This window comes from Tessaracoccus sp. OS52, assembly GCF_020687685.1.
Lineage (GTDB): Bacteria > Actinomycetota > Actinomycetes > Propionibacteriales > Propionibacteriaceae > Arachnia.
This window is the reverse complement of record NZ_JAJEWM010000004.1, coordinates 17,741-35,813: the sequence shown is the minus strand read 5'-3', so window position 1 is coordinate 35,813 and position 18,073 is coordinate 17,741. Positions and strand designations below refer to the sequence as shown.

Below are 18,073 nucleotides of genomic sequence, written 5' to 3'. Positions count from 1 at the left end.
CGGGGCCCGGGCCGGGTCACGCCCGACCCGCGTCTCTCACACGACGTGCAGCGCAACCGCCCCGCGCCGCTGGTGACCCCCGACCCAGACCGGGGTGTCGCCGTGCCACAATCCCTGGAGCTTGGCCGGCAACCCCGCCGGCCCGGAGCGGCTGGCCCGAAGGTAGCGGCCGAACTGGAACATGAGCGCCACCAGGTCGGGGTCCTCCTCGCCGTCGCGGTAGCGAACCAGGCGCTCACCCAACGAGAGTTCGGCCAGCGCGTCCGGCGCCTCACCCCATTGCGGGGCTGTCTTGGACATGATCGCGCCGAAGCTGGCCACGTGCTGCTGGCGGAGTTCGTCGTAGGTGAAGGTCTGGGCAGCGTCCAGCGTCGCATCGGCGAGCACCCGCGGCTCGGGCTGACCCTTCGCGCCCTCGACGTCGGCCCGCTCAGTGCGCAGGTCCAGCCGGATCTCCAGGGCCTGGCACCCTTCGACACACACGGCGCCTTCGCCGCGGGACAGCGAGCCGCCCGAGGCAACGATGCGCGCCTGGGCAGCCCAGTGGGACCCGTCGGCCATGGTCGCCGACAGCTCGATCCTGGAGCCGTCCTCGGAGATCACGTGTTCAAGGTCGCGGTCATTGCCCAACCCATGCCCGTTGACCAGATTGATCGTGCCGCACATGCCCTCCGGTGCGTCGGAGGTGTAGCGGAGGACCAGGAGGTCGGCGTCCTTCGACGCGAAGGCCTCCCGCCGGTGCATGCCGTGACCGGTTGAGTACTCCACCGTGTGGACCCCCGATTGGGGATCCAGGACGCGACGGTAGTCATCCGGGGCGCCCACACCGAAGTCGACGCCCGGGAGGGTCACCTCCGCGACCTGGAAATGGCTCACCCCCGGTGTGGTGAGGAAGACGAAGCGGTAGTGGAGGTAGGCGGCGTCGTTGTCGATCCTGAAGGTCTTGGCCATGAACCGCCGCGGGAAGGGTCCCTCGAGATCCACCTGGTCCAGGGTCTCCCAGGTCTCGCCGTCATTGGAGCCCTCGAACCGCCAGCGTCGCGGGTCCCGCTCGGGCGCATCATTGGCGCTGGTGAGGCTGTAGCCCTTGAGCACCTGCGGCTCCGGCAGCGTTGCGATCCAGAGCACCTCCGGCGGCGGCGAGCTGAGGCACCACTTGGTGCCGGCGTGGTCGTCGGTGGACTTCGCGATGCACTCGTCACACGACGCGTCCTGGTACTCGCCACCCGGCCGGACCCCCGGCGTCGGGACGCCCTCGAACGTCACCAGCAGACCCCCGAAGTTGCGGTGGGTGCCCGTGGTGCCGGGGTCGAGAGCACGCAGGCCCTCGACTGACCCCGGCCGCGTCCCGGGGTCCTCGGCGTCAGCCGATCCGCACTGCTCGTGGAGTTGCACCCGGTCCTGCCCCACGCCGCCCGACAACAGCGCCCCGAGCCGTCCGTTGCCGATCGGAAAGGCCCCCGACGGCCAGTCCGTGGCCGGTCTGGTGGAGACCAGGACGCCCCCGGCGGCGGCGTCGGCATTCGGGAGGATCCGCCGCTGGAAGTACGTCTCTGAGGTCATTGGCCGGTCTTTCATTGTTGTGACGGGTCTCCCTCGACGCCGCGTGTTAGCGCTAAACCTAGAATGTACGGAGGTTCACCTTCAAGCAGTTCCCCGAGGAGTATCGGCGCCCGAGCCACTAGGCTCGAGCACATGGAGACCCGTGTCGTTTTCGTCTCACCCACGCCCATATTGGGAGAGCTCGTCGCCCTCGTGCCCGACCCGGGCGAGAGGACGATGCAGGAGGCGTCCTACGGGCACTCCATCTCCGTCATGTGTGACCATCCGGATCCCGACGCCCTCCGCGACGAACTGCGCCAGGCCAGCGGCGGGGTCACCGTCGCTGTCATCACCGGTCCCCTCGCCACCCAACCCGCCCGGTTGATCCTGTGTGACGTGGACTCCACCTTCACCACCACCGAAGCCATCGACCTGATGGCGGAACTCATCGGCAAGGGCGCAGAGGTGGCGGCCATCACGGAGAGCGCCATGCGCGGCGAGATCGACTTCGCCGAGTCCCTCCGGCAGCGGGTCTCACTCGTGGAAGGCCTTCCCACCAGCGTGTTCGAGCAGGTGGGCGACGCGATGACACTGTCCCCCGGCGCCGAGGCACTGGTATGCGCGGCCCACAGCGTCGGCGCCCGGGTGGGCCTGACGTCGGGCGGTTTCACCCAGCTCGTGGCGCCGCTGGCGGCGCGACACTCGATGGACTTCTTCAACGCCAACGAACTGGGCACCGTGGTGGCCGACGGCGTGGAGACCCTGACAGGCAAGGTGGTCGGTCCCATCGTGGACCGGCAACAGAAAGCGCTCGACCTGCAGCGGTTCGCTGCCGAGCACGACGTCGAGGCGGCGCTCACCGTCGCGGTCGGCGACGGCGCCAATGACCTGGACATGCTGGCGGCGGCCGGGCTGGGGATCGCGTACTGCGCCAAGCCGGTCACGGCTGAAGCCGCCGACGTCGCCGTCGGCTTCCCGAGGCTGGACGCGATCATACCGATCGCCCTGGATCGATGATTTGCCGGGGTGCCACCCCGCCTGCGACGTCAACCGGCTAGGGTCGAGGCACTGCAAATCTTCAAGGAGGAAAGATGTCGGGTCGCATCCACAGTGAAAAGTTGCGCTCTAAAGTCATGTCCGCACCGGACGCTGCGGCACTCGTAGAGAACGGCTGGACCATCGGCTTCTCCGGCTTCACCGGAGCCGGCTACCCCAAGGACTTCCCGGAGGCGCTCGCCGCCCACATCGAGGCCGAAACCCGCCACGGCCAGGACTTCAAGATCAACGTGTTCACAGGCGCCTCGACCGCCCCTGAACTCGACGGCGTCCTGGCCCGCACCGGCGGCATCAACATGCGCATGCCCTACCAGTCGGACCCGGAGATGCGCGCCGCCATCAACAACGGCACCAGCTTCTACACCGACGTCCACCTCTCCCACGTCGGCCCGCAGGTCTCCCAGGGCTTCCACGGGAAGATGAACCTGGCCGTCATCGAGGTCACCGCCATCACGGCCGAGGGCGAACTGATCCCCTCGTCGTCGGTGGGCATGAACCGCACCTACCTCGACTACGCCGACGCGGTGATCCTCGAGGTCAACTCGTGGCAGTCCGAGGACCTCTACGGGATGCACGACATCTACTACCCCATCGGCGACCTCCCGCCGAACCGGGTGCCCCTGCCCATCACCACGCCGTCGGACCGCATCGGATCCAAGACGATGAAGGTGGACCCGGACAAGATCATCGCGATCATCGAGACGAACTCGGCCGACCGCAACACGCCGTTCAAGCCGCTCGACGACGACTCCAAGGCCATTGCGAACCACCTGCTGGACTTCTTCGAGCTGGAGGTCAAGGCCGGCAGGCTCCCCAAGAACCTGCTGCCGCTGCAGTCGGGCGTCGGCAACATCGCCAACGCGGTGCTCATGGGCCTGCTCGAGGGTCCGTTCGAGCAGCTCACCTCCTACACCGAGGTGATCCAGGACGGGATGATGGACCTGCTGGACTCCGGCAAGCTCACCGTCGCCTCCGCCACGGCGTTCTCGCTCAGCCCCACGGGCGCCGAGGAGATGAACCGTCGCGCGGCCTTCTTCCGGGACAAGATCATCCTGCGCCCACAGGACGTGTCGAACCACCCCGAGGCCATCCGCCGCATGGGAGTCATCTCCTGCAACGGGATGATCGAGGCCGACCTCTACGGCAACGTGAACTCCACGCACGTGATGGGCTCGCGCATGCAGAACGGGATCGGCGGCTCAGGTGACTTCACCCGCAACGCCTACTTCTCGAGCTTCGTGACGCCGTCGACGGCGAAGGGCGGCGCCATCTCCTGCATCGTGCCCATGGTGAACCACGTCGACCACACCGAGCACGACGTTTCGGTCCTCATCACCGAGCAGGGCCTCGCCGACCTCCGTGGTCTGGCACCCCGCCAGCGTGCGCAGAAGATCATCGACAACTGCGCGCACCCCGACTTCAAGGAGCCACTGCGCGAGTACGTGAAGCTGGCGGCCAAGAAGGCCAACGGCCAGCACACTCCCCACGACCTGGCCACGGCGCTCGGCTGGCACGTGCGCTTCCTCGAGACGGGCACGATGGTCCAGCACTGACCACGAATCTCTCAAAGCTCTCGGAGGGCCGTCGCTTCAGCGGCGGCCCTCCGTCGCGCTCACGACGCTTCACCGGTCGTGAAAGACTGGCACCCGTGAGCATCAAGGACTTCCTGAACAGCATCGACGCCGAACTCGTGGCCCTGCGCCGCGACCTGCACCAGATCCCCGAGGTTGGGCTGCAACTGCCGCAGACCCAGGCCCGCGTCCTGGAGGCCATCAAGGACCTGCCCCTCGAGATCACGCTCGGCAAATCCGTCACCAGCGTCGTCGCCGTGCTGCGCGGCGCCATCCCCACCGACGGCAAGCGCCCGGTAGTACTGCTGCGCGGAGACATGGACGCCCTCCCCGTGGTCGAGGAGACGGGGCTGGAGTGGGCCTCCACCAACGGCAACATGCACGCCTGCGGCCATGACCTGCACATGACGATGCTCGTCGGCGCCGCACGAGCCCTCTGCGAGGTGCAGGACCAGCTCGCGGGCGACGTGATTTTCATGTTCCAGCCCGGTGAGGAGGGCGTCGACGGCGCCCGCTACATGCTGGAGGAGGGGCTGCTCGACGTCGCGGGCTCGCGTCCCGACCACGCCTACGCGATCCACGTCTGGAGCGCGCTGGAGCCCCACGGGACCTTCTCCACCAAGCCGGGCACGGTGATGGCGTCCTCCGACGTCGCGCGCGTCCGGGTGGTCGGGAGCGGCACCCACGGCTCCACCCCGCACCTGGGCAAGGACCCGGTGCCGGCGCTGGCGGAGATGGTGACCGCCTCCCACTCCCTGGTCACGCGGGAGTTCAGCATCCACGACCCGGTGGTCATCACCGTCGGGCTGCTGCAGGCCGGCACGATCGCCAACGTCATCCCCGAGGACGGCAGGCTGGAGGCGACGCTGCGCACCTTCTCCGACGAGGCCCACACCAAGCTGCTGGACCGGCTACCCAAGCTGTTCGCCGGCATCGCCGACGCGCACGGGCTGGAGGCCGAGTACGAACTGGTGCGGCAGTACCCGGTCACCGTCAACGACCCGGGCGAGGCCGACCACGTCGCGGCCACCGTCGCCAGGCTCTTCGGCGCCGACCGGCACAACCGCTGGGTGGACCCCCTGGCCGGGGCCGAGGACTTCTCCCGCATCCTGCAGGCGACCAGCGGCTGCTTCATCGGCCTGGCGGCAACCCCGCCAGACGCCGACCCCGAGACCGCACCGTTCAACCACTCCGCCTACGCCCGCTTCGACGACGGTGTGCTCGCCGACGGCGCCACCCTCCTGGCGCAACTCGCCTACGACCGCCTGAGCTGACCTCAGCCCCGGGTGGCGGCGACGGCGTCGGCCTCCGACAGGACCCGCTCGAGGTCGGTGGTGAAGCGCTCCGGGTGAGTCAGGTTCACCATGTGGGTGCCGTACCCGAGCACCACGAGCCGGCCGCGCGCGGGCACCGTCGCGAAGCGTCGCTCCTGCAGCCGCAGCTGGTCCACCCGGGCGTTGAGGATGGTCACCGGCGCGGGGATCCGGGCGAGGTCGGCCAGGAGGTCGAACGCGGCGACGGCGCGCATGGACGCTGCGACGACGTCGAGTCCTGCCCGGCCCTTGCGCAGGTACCAGGCCGCGCCGTCGGCCCCCAGCAGGCGCCGCACCGGGCGCTCACCCAGCCGGTCCGCCGCCCTGATGAGACCGCCGTAGAACCCTGCGGTGTGGGCGCTGGGCTGGACCGAGCAGCAGGCGGCGGTCAGGGTGCGCACCAGCCCCGGGTGGGTGGCCGCCGCGTGGATCGCCAGCATCCCGCCCAGCGAGTGGCCCACGAGATGGGCAGGTTCTCCCGAGGCCTCGAGCGCCGCCCGGATGGCGTCGACTGCGGCGACGGCGGTGAACTCCTCGTCACGCCGGTCGCCGTGCCCGGGCAGGTCCGGCGCGACGCAGCGCCAGCCGCGCGCGGCGAGGCGCTGCACCTGCGGGTCCCACTGGCTGCCCGAGGTGCGGCTGCCGTGGACCAGGACGATGCTGCGGCTCATGGCACCACCCTAGGATGTGTTCCGCCGAGCGATAAGCTTGCGATCCGGAGGTGACATGACCCAGGAGACGCCACAGGCGCGCACGACGCGTCCCAAGGAGATCGCGACCCTTCCCCCGCTCCCCCAGCTCACCGACGAGGCACCGCCCAGCCCGCGCACCGGGGAACCGCGCAGGCCGGCCCTGGTGCTGGTCGCCATGATCGCGTTCCTCCTGGCTACGGCGGCCACCGCCGTCACCTACGGCATCCACTGGTGGCTGGCCGCCCATCCCGAGTCCTACGCGTCGTCGGCGCGGTTGGTGGAGTGGGTGGAACCGCAGCCGGGCAAGTGGCTCTCGCTGACCCTTGAGGGCGCCCTGGCCATCGTTGCCGCCCTCGTCGGCGGGTTCACCGGCGCCGTCGGGTTCCAGGCGTGGAACGGGTGGCGCTGGAGCCGCTGGGCGGGTCTGGTGGCGATCGCACTGAACGGTGCCGTCGTCGCTCTCTTCAGCTGGTGGGGGCTGGTCGCGCTGGGGCTGGCCGTGGTGGGCGCGCTCCTGCTGCTGCTGCCTCCGGTCACGGAGTTCTTCCGGCGGTTCGAGGTGCATCGCGGCAAGCGGCCGCCCGCGTACCGGAGGCCCGAGAAGGTGTTCTACGGGCGGCTGCCCCGGTACCGCTGAGCGCGGATAGACTCCCGGCACATGGCAGGCAACAAGCTGATCAACGCGGGGCTGCGGCTGGTGCAGCAGGTGGTCAAGCAGGCGATCCGCACGCAGGAGCGAAAGCGTCGCCGCGTCCCGGACCGTCGCGACGAGGATCGCGGGGGGCGCACCGGCGAGCGCACTGGCGGGCGTCGCGAGACGGTCGGGACGAGCACCGGCGCGTATCCCGGCGACTTCACCGGGCGGCCCCGCATCACCTACGCACCGCTGCGGGACGACCTGCCCGACCCGGGTGAAATCGTGTGGACCTGGGTCCCCTACGAGGAGGACCCCACCCGCGGCAAGGACCGGCCCGCGCTGATCATCGGACTCGACGGCGAGTGGCTGCTGGTGCTGCAGGTCACTTCCAAGGACAACACCCGGGATGCCGCCTGGGAGGAGAGCCAGGGCAGGTACTGGCTGGACATCGGCCCGGGCGAGTGGGACCGCGAGGGGCGCCCCAGCGAGGTCCGGGTGAACCGGATCATCCGGATCGACCCGGACAAGGTGCGCCGGATCGGCGCCATCCTCGACGAGGAGCGCTTCAACCTCGTCGCGCAGGCTGTGCTTGAGCACTACTGACCCGACAAGCGTGGCGCATGCGGGTCGGAGTTCGGACCCTCAAGCGCCACACTTCCGGGCTGTCCGGGCACGAGTGGCCGCGGGGTCCCTAGGATGCTCCGTGTGTCCCTGATCCGAGAGTTCGTCGCGCTGGCCAGGCGGATGTTCCAGCTCTGGTTGCGCTTCCTGCCACGCGTGGGCACCTGGTTGCTGTTGAGCTGGTTGCTCTACGGCCTGTGCCTGATGGGATCGGCGTTGCTTGGCAACCGGTTCGGGGTCGTCGGCCCGCTCCTGTTCGTCGTCGGTGTCACCTTCAACGTCGTCGGTGTGGTCTTCGCCATCCACGAACTCAAACCGGGCCTGACCAGCGCGGAGCGGATCCGCGCTCGCGGCCACTCCGACCTGAACCACATCCCGGAGGCCGTCTGGGCGCGGGAGCGGCGGGTCGACGTCGCGGTCCTGACGATCGGCCCGGTGCTGGGCGTGTACGCGGTCTGGGGTCTCATCGACGACATGATCCGCGACGGCTTCCTGTGGAACACCGTGATCCAGACCGTCTGGAACGCCTCCGAATGGTCCATCAACCGGCACCCGGACAGGTTGCCCACCTACCTCGCACTCGGCGTCGCCGCCCTGGCGGGCAAGAGCCTCTACGGCTGGCTCGTGCGGCGCCGGGCGTCGTCGTGGTGGCGGGTGCCGCTGATCTTCCTGGAAGGACTTTGGGCCTTCGCCACGTTCTTCATCATCCTGCTGGGTGCGGAATCGGTGCTGGTCTGGCTGCAGCAACGCCGGATCTGGCGCGACTCGGAAACGGCCTGGCACCAGTTCCTGGAGTGGCTCCCCGACCTCAGGCTCCCGTTCGACCTGACCCTCCCGGAGGCACTCAACCGGGCGGGCATCTGGCTCGCCGAATCCGTGCTTCCCGGCCTGTGGGAGGGCGTCGCTCTCCCGCTGATGTGGCTGTCGGTGGTGGCCATCGTGTTCGGCTGGCGGGAGTTCCGGGCCCGCGACCTGCTCGGCAAGAACGCGCGAATCCGGTCCCGCCTCGTCGACAACGCCGACGACGACGTCGCGGCCACCCTCGGGCGGCTGTTCAACCTGCTGTTCGCCGACCTGAGGGACAAGTACCTGCCCCTGCTCCACGCCTTCCGGCTGATCTGGAAGTCAGGACCCTACGTGCTGGGCGCCTACCTGATCCTGTCCGCGCTGGTCAGCGCCATCACGGTGGCCATCCAGGGCGCGCTGTTCCGGGTCTTCGCAGCAGACACGGCCGAGAACGCTCTGCGCGCCTTCAACGGGATCGAGGCCTGGCGCGAGTTCGTCTTCGTCTCGCTTTCGGTCTGCCTCTACGCGGCGGCCTTCGACCGGGGTCTGGCCGACGCGTCGGGGCTGGTGGACGCGGGCAGGGACACCGACCCACACGAGCCGGAGCCGCAGCTTTCGGCGGCGCCCCAGAGCGAGCTGAAAGAAGGCCCGTCCCCGGCGGGAGTGAAAATCTGACGCAGTAACCGCTTGCTGTGCACTCCAGTGCAGAGAGAGCGCTTACCCTGTCCGATTTTCCATGCCTCCCAATCCTGCCGCGCGCCGATCAGGCTGTGATCTCCCAGTGGACGCGCTCGTCGGCGAACATCGGGGTGATGACGATGGTGTAGTCCTCGATGGGAACCGGCTGGACCACGAAGACCGACTGCGTCTCGTAGGTGTCGCCGACTGCGATCCCGTCGCGGCCGTCGTAGCGGGTGCAACCTTCCCCCTCGGGCCCGGCCAGACCGATCTCGGTGAGGTCGAGCTCCTCGCCGTCGCCGTTTCGCAGGTCGACGATGCAGCCCAGGTCTCCCTCCGGCGGAACCAGCGCCTCGACGGTGTACAGGACTCGCAGGTATTTCATGCCCTCCGGCGGCTCGTTGAGCTGGCTGGGGTCCCAGGACCCGGGGAGGGCGTCGAAGTACTCCATGCTGTCCACGCGGATGCGGAATCCGTAGTCGGACAGGTCCGCCCACTCCCCAACCACGCTGTGCCCGATCACCTCCGGCTGGCGCAGCGTGGACAGGTACTGGCCCACCGCCACCGAGTAGCCGACGACGAGGGCGGCGATGATCCCGAAGGCCACCCACCATTTCGGGTCGCGTCGCACGCCCTCCACCAACACGCCCGCCGGGCCGGTCATCGCGACGGCTCCACGAGCAGGGGCGACACGTTGTACTCGTCGTGCACCTCCGGATCGACGACGTCGAAGCGCAGCACCGGCCAGACGGGCTGGAGGCCGTCGGCGCGCGAGCCGTGGAAGCCCACCCAGGAACCCTCCACCTTGGCCTCCGGCACTTCGAAGATGTAGGTGGCCGTCGTGGTCTGGCCGACGAAGGCGGTGCTCAGCACGGGGAACCCCATGGGGTCCAGGTAGTCGTAGGAGTAGCCGTCGGGTGTCCTGAGTTCGACCGCGGGGAGCAGGGTCTGGCGGTGTGGCGTCACCCGCACCTCCATCAGGACGAAGACGTGGTCGGTCTCCAGCTCGATGGTCTCGTAGGAGCGTTCGTGGACGAGCCGGACGGCCTGGTGGAATCCGAGCAGTTCGACGGTGTACTGCTCATGGCGTCCGACGCCTGCCTCATCGGGGCGCACGTCGTACTCGTCCGGGGTGTAGGGCGGGACGGCGCTGCGGATGAACCCCACCAGCAACAGGCTGACGACAGCCGTCAGGACCGCGGACAGTCTCTTCACAGCTCCTCCTCCAGCTGGACCACGCCGAGTTCGACGTGGGCGACGGCGTTGTTGGCGCGTGGGCGCTCGCCGGTCAGCAACTCCTTGTAGAGGATTTGGTCGAGCACGACGAGGGTGGCGGCGTAGTTCCCCTCGGGAGGGGCCTCGATCTCGTTGCTCTGGAAGTCGAACTCGCACAGCGCGTCCGTGGCGACGAAGGGTCCGAAGTGGCTCCGGTCTCCGAGCTGGCAGTAGTTCGAGGTGAGCACCTCACCGTCGGGGAGCCGGAGGATCAGCGCACTGTAGGTGATCTCACGAGTGCTGTCCTCCAGCTTGCTGGTCACGGTCAGGGGGACGTCGATGGAGCGCCGTTCCGCCTCCACCACGGCATCACCGAGAACGACGAAGTCCCAGAAGCGCGTCTCGATGGTCTGGCCGAACTCCGTGCGGGTTCCCATGTAAGGGGTTGCGCGCCGGTCGAAACCGCCGAACGCCCAGATCCCGCCCACCACGACGGCGACCGCCAGCACCACGGCGAGCCAGATCAGCGCCTGCCGACGTGCGCTCCCACGGGGCCGCGAGGGCTCCCCCGTCGGCAGCGCGTGCTCGGTGGTGGTGGTCACGCGTCAAAGGGTATTGGACCGGGCACGCATCCGCGCCGCGCCAGCGCCGGGGTCCGGGCCGACTCGCCGACCCGGACCCGCCAAGTGCCTCAGACGACGTTCTGGACCAGTTCCACGGGGGTGCCGTCGGGGTCCTTGAGGTAGACGACGCGGTTGCCGGCCCAGGGGCCCATCGCCACGGTCTGCGGCTCGCAGTTGAACTGCACCTGGTCCTTGAGGCGGGCGTAGACCTCCTCGACGTCGTCGACGTTGAGCGCGATGTGCATGGCCCCTGCGTCGCGGTTGGGCTTGGTGTTGCGCTTCTCGCCCTCGGGGACCTGGTACTCCAGCAGTTCGAGCACGACATCACCCTCGATGGGCAGGAACGCGACGCGGACCTCCGCGCCGTCCTCCTCGACCATCTTGGACAGCCACTCGCCGGAGATGCCGAAGACCCATTCCGCGGGGGGCGGGGTGATGCCGAGCAAGGTGTAGAACTCGATCGAGCGTTCGAGGTTGGAAACTGTGATGCCGATGTGGTTCAGCAGACCCATGATTTGGTCCCTTCCTTGGGTTCCGTGGGGTAAGTCCTTGTCAGCCTAGCCAGAGGCTGCACGGCGACGCCACGCGGGTCCATGTGGAACAGCGGGACGGCTGCTTCGCCGCGACCCGAAGTAAAGAATCCTTGACATCACAGGTGGAGCCTTCTACAGTCGTGGTGTCAAGAATTTCTTACATGGGAGGCCAGATGGTCTATCAGGAACGCAACACCTGGGTCGGGATGATCGTCACGGTGGTCGCCATTGCGGCGTATGTGGTGATCGTGCTCCGGCAGGCGGCCGGCGGGCCGCTCACCGACGTCGACTGGGCGCCGATCATGCTGTGGACCATCGGGGCGAGCATCGTCGCCTCCATCGTCATCAGCATCGCGTGGGGTCTGGCCGTCGGCCTGCGGGATCCCGAGGGGGCCAGCAGGACCGACCAGCGGGACCGCGACATCTCGCAGCTCGGGGATCGGATCGGCCAGGCCTTCCTCGTCCTCGCCGGTCTCGCTGGGATCGTCCTTTGCGCCGTCGAGGCGGACTGGTTCTGGATTGCCAACACGCTGTTCCTGGGCTTCGCGCTTTCCGCGCTGGTCGGGAGCGTCGCGCGCCTCATCGTCTACCGCGTGGGCATGCCGTGATGGTCAAGCCCACAAAGGTCACCAACTCAATCCGCCAACTGCGCGAATCGGCGGGGCTGACCCAGGCCGAACTCGCGACCCGCGTCGGCGTCACGCGCCAGACCATCATCGCCATCGAGCAGGGCAAGTACTCCCCGACGCTCGAACTCGCCTTCCAGATCACTCGCGTCTTCGACGTCTCACTCGACGACGTCTTCCAGTACCCACAGGAGAGCAAACCATGAAGCAAGAAACAGCAGCAGTGACCGCGACAACCCCGTCCCCGCCCGCCGCGATGCGCGCGTGGCGCCAGCACCGCTACGGCGGTCCGGAGGTCCTGGAACTCGAGGAGGTGCCCGTACCCGCACCGGGCGAGGGCCAGGTGCTCATCAAGGTGCGCTCGACTGCCCTGAACGCCGCCGACGTCGTGCTGATGCGCGGTACCCCGATGCTCGTGCGGCCCTTCCTCGGACTGCTCCGGCCCCGGATCGCTGGCCGCGGGATGGACGTCGCGGGCACTGTGGTCGCCGTCGGCCCGGGTGCCGCGGGGTTCAACGTCGGTGACGAGGTGGTCGGCGAACTCCCCGGCGGCGGACTGGCCGAGTACGTTGCGGGCCCGGTGCAGCGCCTGGTCAGCCGCCCCCAATCGCTCGACCCCGCAACGGCGGCCGCGCTGCCACTGGCCGGCGGGACGGCCGCGCAGGCGCTCGAGATGATCGGCGACGTCGCGGGCCGGCGCGTGCTGGTGATCGGCGCCTCCGGGGGCGTGGGCACCTACTGCGTGCAACTGGCGACGTCGCGGGGCGCCGAGGTGTGGGCGCTGTGCGGGGAACGCAACGAGGAACTGGTGGCTGGTCTGGGGGCGGTACGGACCTTCGACTACCGCAAGGTGGCGGCCGCCGCACTGGATCCTTCGTCCTTCGACGCCATCATCGACATCGCGGGCACCGCACCGCTGCGCGTGCTGCGCAGATTGCTGCGACCCGGCGGCACCCTGGTCATGATCTCCGGCCACGGTGGGCCGGTCCTCGGACCGATCGGCCGCCTCGCCCGCGCCGCACTGCTCTCCCTCGTTCCCGGACCCCGCCTGCGCCTGTTGGCGGCGACGGCGAAACCCGCAATCACGCGGGAACTCCTGGAACTGACGGTGGAGGGTCGGCTGCGCCCGCAGATCGAGCGCACCTGGCCGCTCGCCGAGGCATCCGAGGCCCTAGCCCACGTCGACGCAGGTCACACCGTCGGCAAGGTGGTCGTCACTGTGGAGTGATCGACTGGGCGCCAGGCCGGCACCCCAGACGGACCGCTCCGGCCCCCAAATAAAGCTGCCCCCACTCGCGTTTCCGCGGTGGGGGCGCTGGCCTTGCATCCAGCTGCGTGCCGGGGGAAGCCGCAGAAGGAGCAGCCCGGGGGGAACTGCGACGCTTACATTAGCGAAGCGCTATTCGGTCCGCTAGGTCGGGGTCCTCTTAGCGCGGCAGAGCGCCCGCCCAATCCGGGACGGGGACGGGTTCTTTCACTCATCCAGATCCGCAACTGAGGGGAAAGCCGCGCGTGTCAGGCGAGCCCAGGGCAGGACGGTCACTCAGAGGTGGCAACTGTTGCCGACGTCCGATAGCGTTCACCCCGTCTGGTGCGCTCTGGTGGCTCCTTTGCGCGACACAAGCCAGGTCCGTCAAGGGCGGGCAATCCCACGACGGCGAGGGCCCCCGACCGCACGCGGCTCGGGGGCCTTTCGGTCCAGTGGAGGACAAGAACACTCCAACAGCAGAACACCCCAAGCACGCAGCAGCCCCCGACTCGGCATCGCGCTTTGTCGGGGGCTGTTTCACATTGGAGCGGGCGACGGGAATCGAACCCGCGTGTCCAGCTTGGGAAGCTGGCGCTCTACCATTGAGCTACGCCCGCAATGTGCACACAGCTTAGCGGAACGCGGCAACTCGCGCGATCCGGCCCCGCGCCTTGACCGCCGTCGGCGAATCGTCCCGAGAACCGGTCGCGTCCCTTGTCCGGCCCAGATCATCTGTAACCTTTCAGCGGTGAACGCAAAGTCGCGCAGCCTGGTCCGGACCACGAGTCCGCTGATGCGCCGCGCCCAGGCCCACGATGCCTCCCATTTCCTCCTGGTCCCCTCCGAAGTCGCCACCCCGGCCGACGCGAACGACGTCGCCGTCCTGTTCGCCGAGGCCCGCCACAACCGCCGCCACCTCACCTTCCGCTCGGGCGGCACCAGCCTCTCCGGCCAGGGCCTCACCGACGACCTGCTCGTGGACACCCGCAAGTCCTTCCGCCACATCGAGGTGCTCGACGGCGGCGACCGCGTCCGCGTCGGGCCGGGCGCCACCCTGCGCCACGTCAACACCGTCCTCGCGCGGCATGGCCGCAAGCTCGGGCCGGACCCCGCGAGCGAGATCGCGGCCACCGTCGGCGGCGTCGTCGCCAACAACTCGAGCGGCATGCTCTGCGGCACCCGCGACAACACCTACGCGACGCTGGAGTCGATGGTCTTCGTCCTCCCGAGCGGCCGCGTCATCGACACCGCGGACCCGGACTCCGACATCATCCTGCGCCTGCACGAACCCACCCTGGTCAACGGCCTGCTCATGCTGCGACGGCGCATCCGCGGCAACCCGGAGACCGAGGCCGAGGTCCGCCGCCTGTTCGCCATCAAGAACACGATGGGCTACGGCGTCAACGCCCTGCTCGACTTCCACCGCCCCGTCGACATCGCCCGCCATCTGCTGATCGGCAGCGAGGGCACGCTGGCGTTCATCGCGGAGGCCACCTTCCGCACGCTGCCGCTGAAGCGGCACGCGGCCACGGGCCTGGCCATCTTCGCCAGCCTCGAGGACGCGACTACGGCGCTGCCGTCCCTGGTGGCGGCCGGCTTCGACGCCATCGAGCTGATGGACGTGACGTCGCTGCGCGTCGCCCAGGGGCTGCCGGAGGCGACGCCGGGGCTGCGAGCGCTCGCCGTCGAGGACCACACCGCCCTCCTGCTCGAACTCCAGGACGAGACCACCGGGGGCCTGGCCGAACGGGTTACAGCCACCACCGCCGTCCTCGACGCCCTCCCCCTCACCGAGCCGGTGGCGCTCACCACCGACGGCGCCACCCGCGCCGCGCTGTGGAAGATCCGCAAGGGCCTCTACACCACCGTCGCCGCCAACCGCCCGGCCGGGTCCGCCGCCCTGCTGGAGGACATCGCGGTCCCGGTGGACAGGCTCGCCGAGACCTGCCGCAAGCTGACCGCCCTCTTCGCCAAGCACGGCTACGAGTCGTCGGTGATCTTCGGCCACGCCCGCGACGGCAACATCCACTTCATGCTGAGCGAGCACTTCGACGACCCGGCGTCGCTGCGCCGCTACCGTCGTTTCACCCGCGAGCTGGTGCGGCTGGTGCTCGCGGTGGGCGGGACCCTCAAGGCCGAGCACGGCACCGGCCGCGTCATGGCGCCGTTCGTCCGCGACCAGTACGGCGACGAGCTCTACGAGATCATGCGCGAGATCAAGAGCCTGTTCGACCCGACGGGCATGCTCAACCCCGGCGTCGTGCTCACCAACGACCCCAATACCCACACCCGAAACCTGAAACTGCAACCCACCGTCGAGCCGGAGGTGGACTCCTGCGTCGAGTGCGGCTACTGCGAGCCCGTCTGCCCCTCCCGCGACCTCACGCTGACGCCGCGGCAGCGGATCGTGCTGCGCCGGGAGCTGGCCGCCCACCCCGACGACGCGGAGCTCGCCGCGGCCGTCGAGGAGTCCTACGACTACGCGAACAACGAGACCTGCGCCGTCGACGGCATGTGCTCGGTGGCATGCCCGCTGGGGATCAACACCGGCGACCTCGTCCGGCACCTCCGCGCCGAACAGGTGGGCCCCGTCGAGCAACTGGCCTGGAAGGCCGCCGCCCGCTCCTGGGAACAGGTGGCGAAGATGGGGTCAACAGCACTCACGGCGGCGAAGCGCACCGGCCCCCTGGCGGGGATCGCCACCAGGCTCGGGCGCAGGCTGCTGGGCGAGGACACCGTTCCCGAGTACGACCCTGACCTGCCCGCTGGGGGCCGACGCATCCGCCGTCGGCCCGCGCGCAAGGAGGTGGGCCGCGACGTCGCCGTCGCCGCCTACTTCCCCGCCTGCATCCAGACGATGTTCGGCGCTACTGGCCAGAGCGTCTACCGGGCCTTCGAGGAGCTGTGCACGCGGGCCGGGGTGCCCGTGCGGCTGATGGACGCCGAGGGCCTGTGCTGCGGCACGCCGTGGAAGTCCAAGGGGCTGAGCGCCGGGCACGAGGTGATGCGGCAGAAGGTGCGTCGCCGCCTGATCGACGAGGCGCCCGCGACGATCGTGTGCGACGCGTCCAGCTGCACCGACGGGCTGCGCCACATGGCCTCGCTCAACAAGGACATCCACGTCATCGACATCCTCGAGTTCACCCGCGTGCAGCTCCTGCCGCAGCTGACGGTGACGGCACCCATCGAGTCGATCGCGCTGCACCCCACCTGCTCGACCAACCAACTGGGCCTGGACCAGCACCTGGTGGCGATCGCTGAGTTCATCAGCCCCGACGTCGTCGTCCCGACCGCGTGGAACTGCTGCGGTTTCGCCGGCGACCGGGGCCTGCTGCACCCCGAGCTGACGGCGTCGGCGACGGCGGCCGAGGCCGAGGAGATCGGCCGCCGCGAGTTCGCCGCGTACGCGTCGTCGAACCGCACCTGCGAGATCGGGATGTCCAGGGCCACGGGCCGGGAATACGTCCATGTGGTCGAACTCCTGGCACAGGCCACCCGCCCGGCTCCGGACCAACCCTGATCCCTCCCTGACAAGCCGTGGCCCAGCGCTCGTGGACGGCGGCCACGCCTACACTGGGCGGGTGGACATGATGCAGAGCGGCCATGGGATCTCCAACCTGCGGTGCGCCGACGAGGACCGGGAACTGGTCGCGCGCGTGCTGAACAACGCCTACGCGGACGGCCGGCTCACCTTCGAGGAGCACGACGAGCGCATCAGCAAGGCCTACAACGCCAAGACCTTCGGCGAACTCGACGGCCTCACCGAGGACCTGATCCCCGGCGGGGCCCAGCCCGCGCCGTCGCTGCCCGAGCCCCCGCGCTCCCCCCTCCAGCCGCAGCACTACGGGTCCCCCTCCCCGCGGATGAGCTCTGTTCCGGCGGCGCCGCACATGTTCGCCGGCGGCAAGGCCATCCTGTCGACCTACCGCCCGGACCGCGGTCTGGTGATGCCCGCCTACGCCGAACTGATGGCGATCCTCGGGGACGTGCGCATCGACCTCATCGACGCCACCTTCACCGCCCGGGAGACCACCATCAAGGTAGTGGCGATGCTGGGCGAGGTGCGCATCCGCATCCCCGAGGGCGTCCAGGTGGTGAGCAACCTAACCCAGGTGCTGAGCGACTACAAGGTCGACGGGGCGGTCCCACGGGCCGACGGCGTCGTGCTGCGGATCGAGGGCACCTCCTTCATGGGCGAGGTCAAGGTGCTCGGCCCCGGGACGAACCGGGCACGCAAGTACGAGAAGTTCGTCTGATGACCTCCATGGACGAGCTGTTCCGACCACCGGGCGCGCAATGGCAGCCGTTGTCGCCGAACTACCTCAAGATGAAGATGATCCTCATCCTGACGGTCTGGCCGATCCTCATCGCCATCGTCGTCACCCCGGTGGCCTTTCTGCTTCCTGGGCCGTCCTGGTGGATCCTGCTGGTCGTCCTTGGCCTGGTCTGGCTCTGGCGGATCCTGCGGCAGCCCAAGGCCGTGCGTCGCTGGGGCTATGCCGAGACCGACACCGACGTCTACATCACCCACGGACTCGCCTGGCGGCAGCTCACAGGCGTGCCCTACGGTCGGATGCAGCTGGTGAACGTGCAGTCCGGGCCACTGGAACGCGCGTTCGACCTCGCCAGCGTCGAGATGGTCACCTCCTCCACGAGCGGAACCATCACCATTCCCGGATTGAGCCGCGACGACGCCGCGGCCCTCCGCGACCGCCTCATGGAGCGTGGAGAACTCCTGCAGGCCGGGATCTGATGACCTCGGACCCCCGCAACTGGCCCCCGCCCCAGTACCCGCCGCCCGGTCCCCCGGCTCCCGACCCTTCCCACCCGGCACCCCAGGTCCCGGCACCCCGGTACCCGCCCGGGGCCCCCGCACTCCACCACCCGACGTCCGGCCCGCCGTACCCGGCGCCGCGCCACCCCGCTCCAGG

18 protein-coding genes and 1 tRNA gene are annotated in these 18,073 nt (G+C 69.2%); 12 read left to right on the top strand and 7 right to left on the bottom strand.

Annotation, left to right across the window (positions count from 1 at the left end; translation table 11 throughout):
* Positions 1–36: 36 nt before the first annotated feature.
* Positions 37–1,563, bottom strand: a complete 1,527-nt coding sequence (locus LKO27_RS12675) for a glycoside hydrolase N-terminal domain-containing protein (protein WP_227737882.1) — start codon at positions 1,561–1,563, stop codon at positions 37–39.
* Positions 1,564–1,695: 132 nt separating this feature from the next.
* Between LKO27_RS12675 and serB the strand changes: the two genes are divergently transcribed.
* From serB to LKO27_RS12660, 3 genes are all read left to right on the top strand, one after another.
* Positions 1,696–2,559, top strand: a complete 864-nt coding sequence (gene serB, locus LKO27_RS12670; RefSeq protein WP_227737881.1) for a phosphoserine phosphatase SerB — start codon at positions 1,696–1,698, stop codon at positions 2,557–2,559.
* A gap of 74 nt (positions 2,560–2,633) precedes the next feature.
* Positions 2,634–4,151, top strand: a complete 1,518-nt coding sequence (locus LKO27_RS12665) for an acetyl-CoA hydrolase/transferase family protein (RefSeq protein ID WP_227737880.1) — start codon at positions 2,634–2,636, stop codon at positions 4,149–4,151.
* Positions 4,152–4,246: 95 nt separating this feature from the next.
* Positions 4,247–5,443, top strand: a complete 1,197-nt coding sequence (locus LKO27_RS12660) for a M20 family metallopeptidase (RefSeq protein ID WP_227737879.1) — start codon at positions 4,247–4,249, stop codon at positions 5,441–5,443.
* 2 nt (positions 5,444–5,445) lie between these two features.
* Here LKO27_RS12660 and LKO27_RS12655 read toward each other — a convergent pair whose 3' ends face one another.
* Entirely contained in the window at positions 5,446–6,153 is a 708-nt protein-coding gene (locus LKO27_RS12655; RefSeq protein ID WP_227737878.1) for an alpha/beta fold hydrolase, read from the bottom strand.
* Between the two features lie 55 nt (positions 6,154–6,208).
* On the opposite strand from LKO27_RS12655, the gene LKO27_RS12650 reads away from it, so the two are divergent.
* The 3 genes from LKO27_RS12650 to LKO27_RS12640 all read left to right on the top strand — a co-directional run bounded on the left by LKO27_RS12650 (position 6,209) and on the right by LKO27_RS12640 (position 8,893).
* Positions 6,209–6,811: a hypothetical protein gene (locus LKO27_RS12650; protein ID WP_227737877.1), complete on the top strand. Its 603-nt coding sequence runs from the start codon at positions 6,209–6,211 to the stop codon at positions 6,809–6,811.
* Between the two features lie 21 nt (positions 6,812–6,832).
* Positions 6,833–7,414 carry a type II toxin-antitoxin system PemK/MazF family toxin gene (locus LKO27_RS12645; protein WP_227737876.1) on the top strand — a complete coding sequence of 194 codons (582 nt, stop codon included), beginning with the start codon at positions 6,833–6,835 and terminating at the stop codon, positions 7,412–7,414.
* Between the two features lie 102 nt (positions 7,415–7,516).
* Positions 7,517–8,893 carry a hypothetical protein gene (locus LKO27_RS12640; protein ID WP_227737875.1) on the top strand — a complete coding sequence of 459 codons (1,377 nt, stop codon included), beginning with the start codon at positions 7,517–7,519 and terminating at the stop codon, positions 8,891–8,893.
* A gap of 88 nt (positions 8,894–8,981) precedes the next feature.
* Here the strand turns inward: LKO27_RS12640 and LKO27_RS12635 are convergent, their stop codons facing one another.
* The 4 genes from LKO27_RS12635 to LKO27_RS12620 all read right to left on the bottom strand — a co-directional run bounded on the left by LKO27_RS12635 (position 8,982) and on the right by LKO27_RS12620 (position 11,246).
* Positions 8,982–9,560 (bottom strand): hypothetical protein, encoded by a 579-nt coding sequence (locus LKO27_RS12635; RefSeq protein WP_227737874.1) that lies wholly within the window; start codon positions 9,558–9,560, stop codon positions 8,982–8,984.
* Positions 9,557–10,111, bottom strand: a complete 555-nt coding sequence (locus tag LKO27_RS12630; protein ID WP_227737873.1) for a hypothetical protein — start codon at positions 10,109–10,111, stop codon at positions 9,557–9,559. The genes LKO27_RS12635 and LKO27_RS12630 overlap by 4 nt, the downstream gene beginning before the upstream one ends.
* Positions 10,108–10,713, bottom strand: coding sequence for a hypothetical protein (locus LKO27_RS12625; protein WP_227737872.1), 606 nt, complete (start codon positions 10,711–10,713; stop codon positions 10,108–10,110). The genes LKO27_RS12630 and LKO27_RS12625 overlap by 4 nt, the downstream gene beginning before the upstream one ends.
* 89 nt (positions 10,714–10,802) lie before the next feature.
* Entirely contained in the window at positions 10,803–11,246 is a 444-nt protein-coding gene (locus tag LKO27_RS12620; protein WP_227737871.1) for a VOC family protein, read from the bottom strand.
* Between the two features lie 182 nt (positions 11,247–11,428).
* Between LKO27_RS12620 and LKO27_RS12615 the strand changes: the two genes are divergently transcribed.
* Genes LKO27_RS12615 through LKO27_RS12605 form a run of 3 tightly spaced genes read left to right on the top strand, consistent with a single transcriptional unit; the run spans position 11,429 to position 13,121 of the window.
* The gene (locus LKO27_RS12615; protein ID WP_227737870.1) at positions 11,429–11,875 is read left to right on the top strand and encodes a hypothetical protein; all 447 of its coding nucleotides are present in this window, start codon (positions 11,429–11,431) and stop codon (positions 11,873–11,875) included.
* Entirely contained in the window at positions 11,875–12,099 is a 225-nt protein-coding gene (locus LKO27_RS12610; RefSeq protein ID WP_227737869.1) for a helix-turn-helix transcriptional regulator, read from the top strand. Before LKO27_RS12615 ends, LKO27_RS12610 begins: the two co-directional genes overlap by 1 nt.
* Positions 12,096–13,121, top strand: coding sequence for an NAD(P)-dependent alcohol dehydrogenase (locus tag LKO27_RS12605; RefSeq protein ID WP_227737868.1), 1,026 nt, complete (start codon positions 12,096–12,098; stop codon positions 13,119–13,121). Before LKO27_RS12610 ends, LKO27_RS12605 begins: the two co-directional genes overlap by 4 nt.
* Positions 13,122–13,685: 564 nt before the next feature.
* Here the strand turns inward: LKO27_RS12605 and LKO27_RS12600 are convergent.
* Positions 13,686–13,759: transfer RNA gene (locus LKO27_RS12600), tRNA-Gly, on the bottom strand.
* 131 nt (positions 13,760–13,890) lie between these two features.
* Between LKO27_RS12600 and LKO27_RS12595 the strand changes: the two genes are divergently transcribed.
* The 3 genes from LKO27_RS12595 (at position 13,891) to LKO27_RS12585 (ending at position 17,895) form a co-directional block, all read left to right on the top strand.
* Positions 13,891–16,662: an FAD-binding and (Fe-S)-binding domain-containing protein gene (locus LKO27_RS12595; protein ID WP_227737867.1), complete on the top strand. Its 2,772-nt coding sequence runs from the start codon at positions 13,891–13,893 to the stop codon at positions 16,660–16,662.
* Positions 16,663–16,729: 67 nt separating this feature from the next.
* Complete coding sequence (locus LKO27_RS12590; protein WP_227738046.1) at positions 16,730–17,398, top strand: DUF1707 domain-containing protein; 669 nt, start codon at positions 16,730–16,732, stop codon at positions 17,396–17,398.
* A complete protein-coding gene (locus LKO27_RS12585) occupies positions 17,398–17,895 on the top strand; it encodes a PH domain-containing protein (protein ID WP_227737866.1) in 498 nt (165 codons plus the stop codon). Before LKO27_RS12590 ends, LKO27_RS12585 begins: the two co-directional genes overlap by 1 nt.
* The last annotated feature ends 178 nt before the right edge of the window (positions 17,896–18,073 follow it).

What these genes read in the sequence shown, in the direction of transcription:
- LKO27_RS12675 (WP_227737882.1), bottom strand. Translation starts at nt 1,563, where the DNA reads ATGACCTCAGAGACGTACTTCCAGCGGCGGATCCTCCCGAATGCCGAC.
- serB (WP_227737881.1), top strand. Translation starts at nt 1,696, where the DNA reads ATGGAGACCCGTGTCGTTTTCGTCTCACCCACGCCCATATTGGGAGAG.
- LKO27_RS12665 (WP_227737880.1), top strand. Translation starts at nt 2,634, where the DNA reads ATGTCGGGTCGCATCCACAGTGAAAAGTTGCGCTCTAAAGTCATGTCC.
- LKO27_RS12655 (WP_227737878.1), bottom strand. Translation starts at nt 6,153, where the DNA reads ATGAGCCGCAGCATCGTCCTGGTCCACGGCAGCCGCACCTCGGGCAGC.
- LKO27_RS12650 (WP_227737877.1), top strand. Translation starts at nt 6,209, where the DNA reads ATGACCCAGGAGACGCCACAGGCGCGCACGACGCGTCCCAAGGAGATC.
- LKO27_RS12645 (WP_227737876.1), top strand. Translation starts at nt 6,833, where the DNA reads ATGGCAGGCAACAAGCTGATCAACGCGGGGCTGCGGCTGGTGCAGCAG.
- LKO27_RS12635 (WP_227737874.1), bottom strand. Translation starts at nt 9,560, where the DNA reads ATGACCGGCCCGGCGGGCGTGTTGGTGGAGGGCGTGCGACGCGACCCG.
- LKO27_RS12620 (WP_227737871.1), bottom strand. Translation starts at nt 11,246, where the DNA reads ATGGGTCTGCTGAACCACATCGGCATCACAGTTTCCAACCTCGAACGC.
- LKO27_RS12615 (WP_227737870.1), top strand. Translation starts at nt 11,429, where the DNA reads ATGGGAGGCCAGATGGTCTATCAGGAACGCAACACCTGGGTCGGGATG.
- LKO27_RS12610 (WP_227737869.1), top strand. Translation starts at nt 11,875, where the DNA reads ATGGTCAAGCCCACAAAGGTCACCAACTCAATCCGCCAACTGCGCGAA.
- LKO27_RS12605 (WP_227737868.1), top strand. Translation starts at nt 12,096, where the DNA reads ATGAAGCAAGAAACAGCAGCAGTGACCGCGACAACCCCGTCCCCGCCC.
- LKO27_RS12590 (WP_227738046.1), top strand. Translation starts at nt 16,730, where the DNA reads ATGATGCAGAGCGGCCATGGGATCTCCAACCTGCGGTGCGCCGACGAG.
- LKO27_RS12585 (WP_227737866.1), top strand. Translation starts at nt 17,398, where the DNA reads ATGACCTCCATGGACGAGCTGTTCCGACCACCGGGCGCGCAATGGCAG.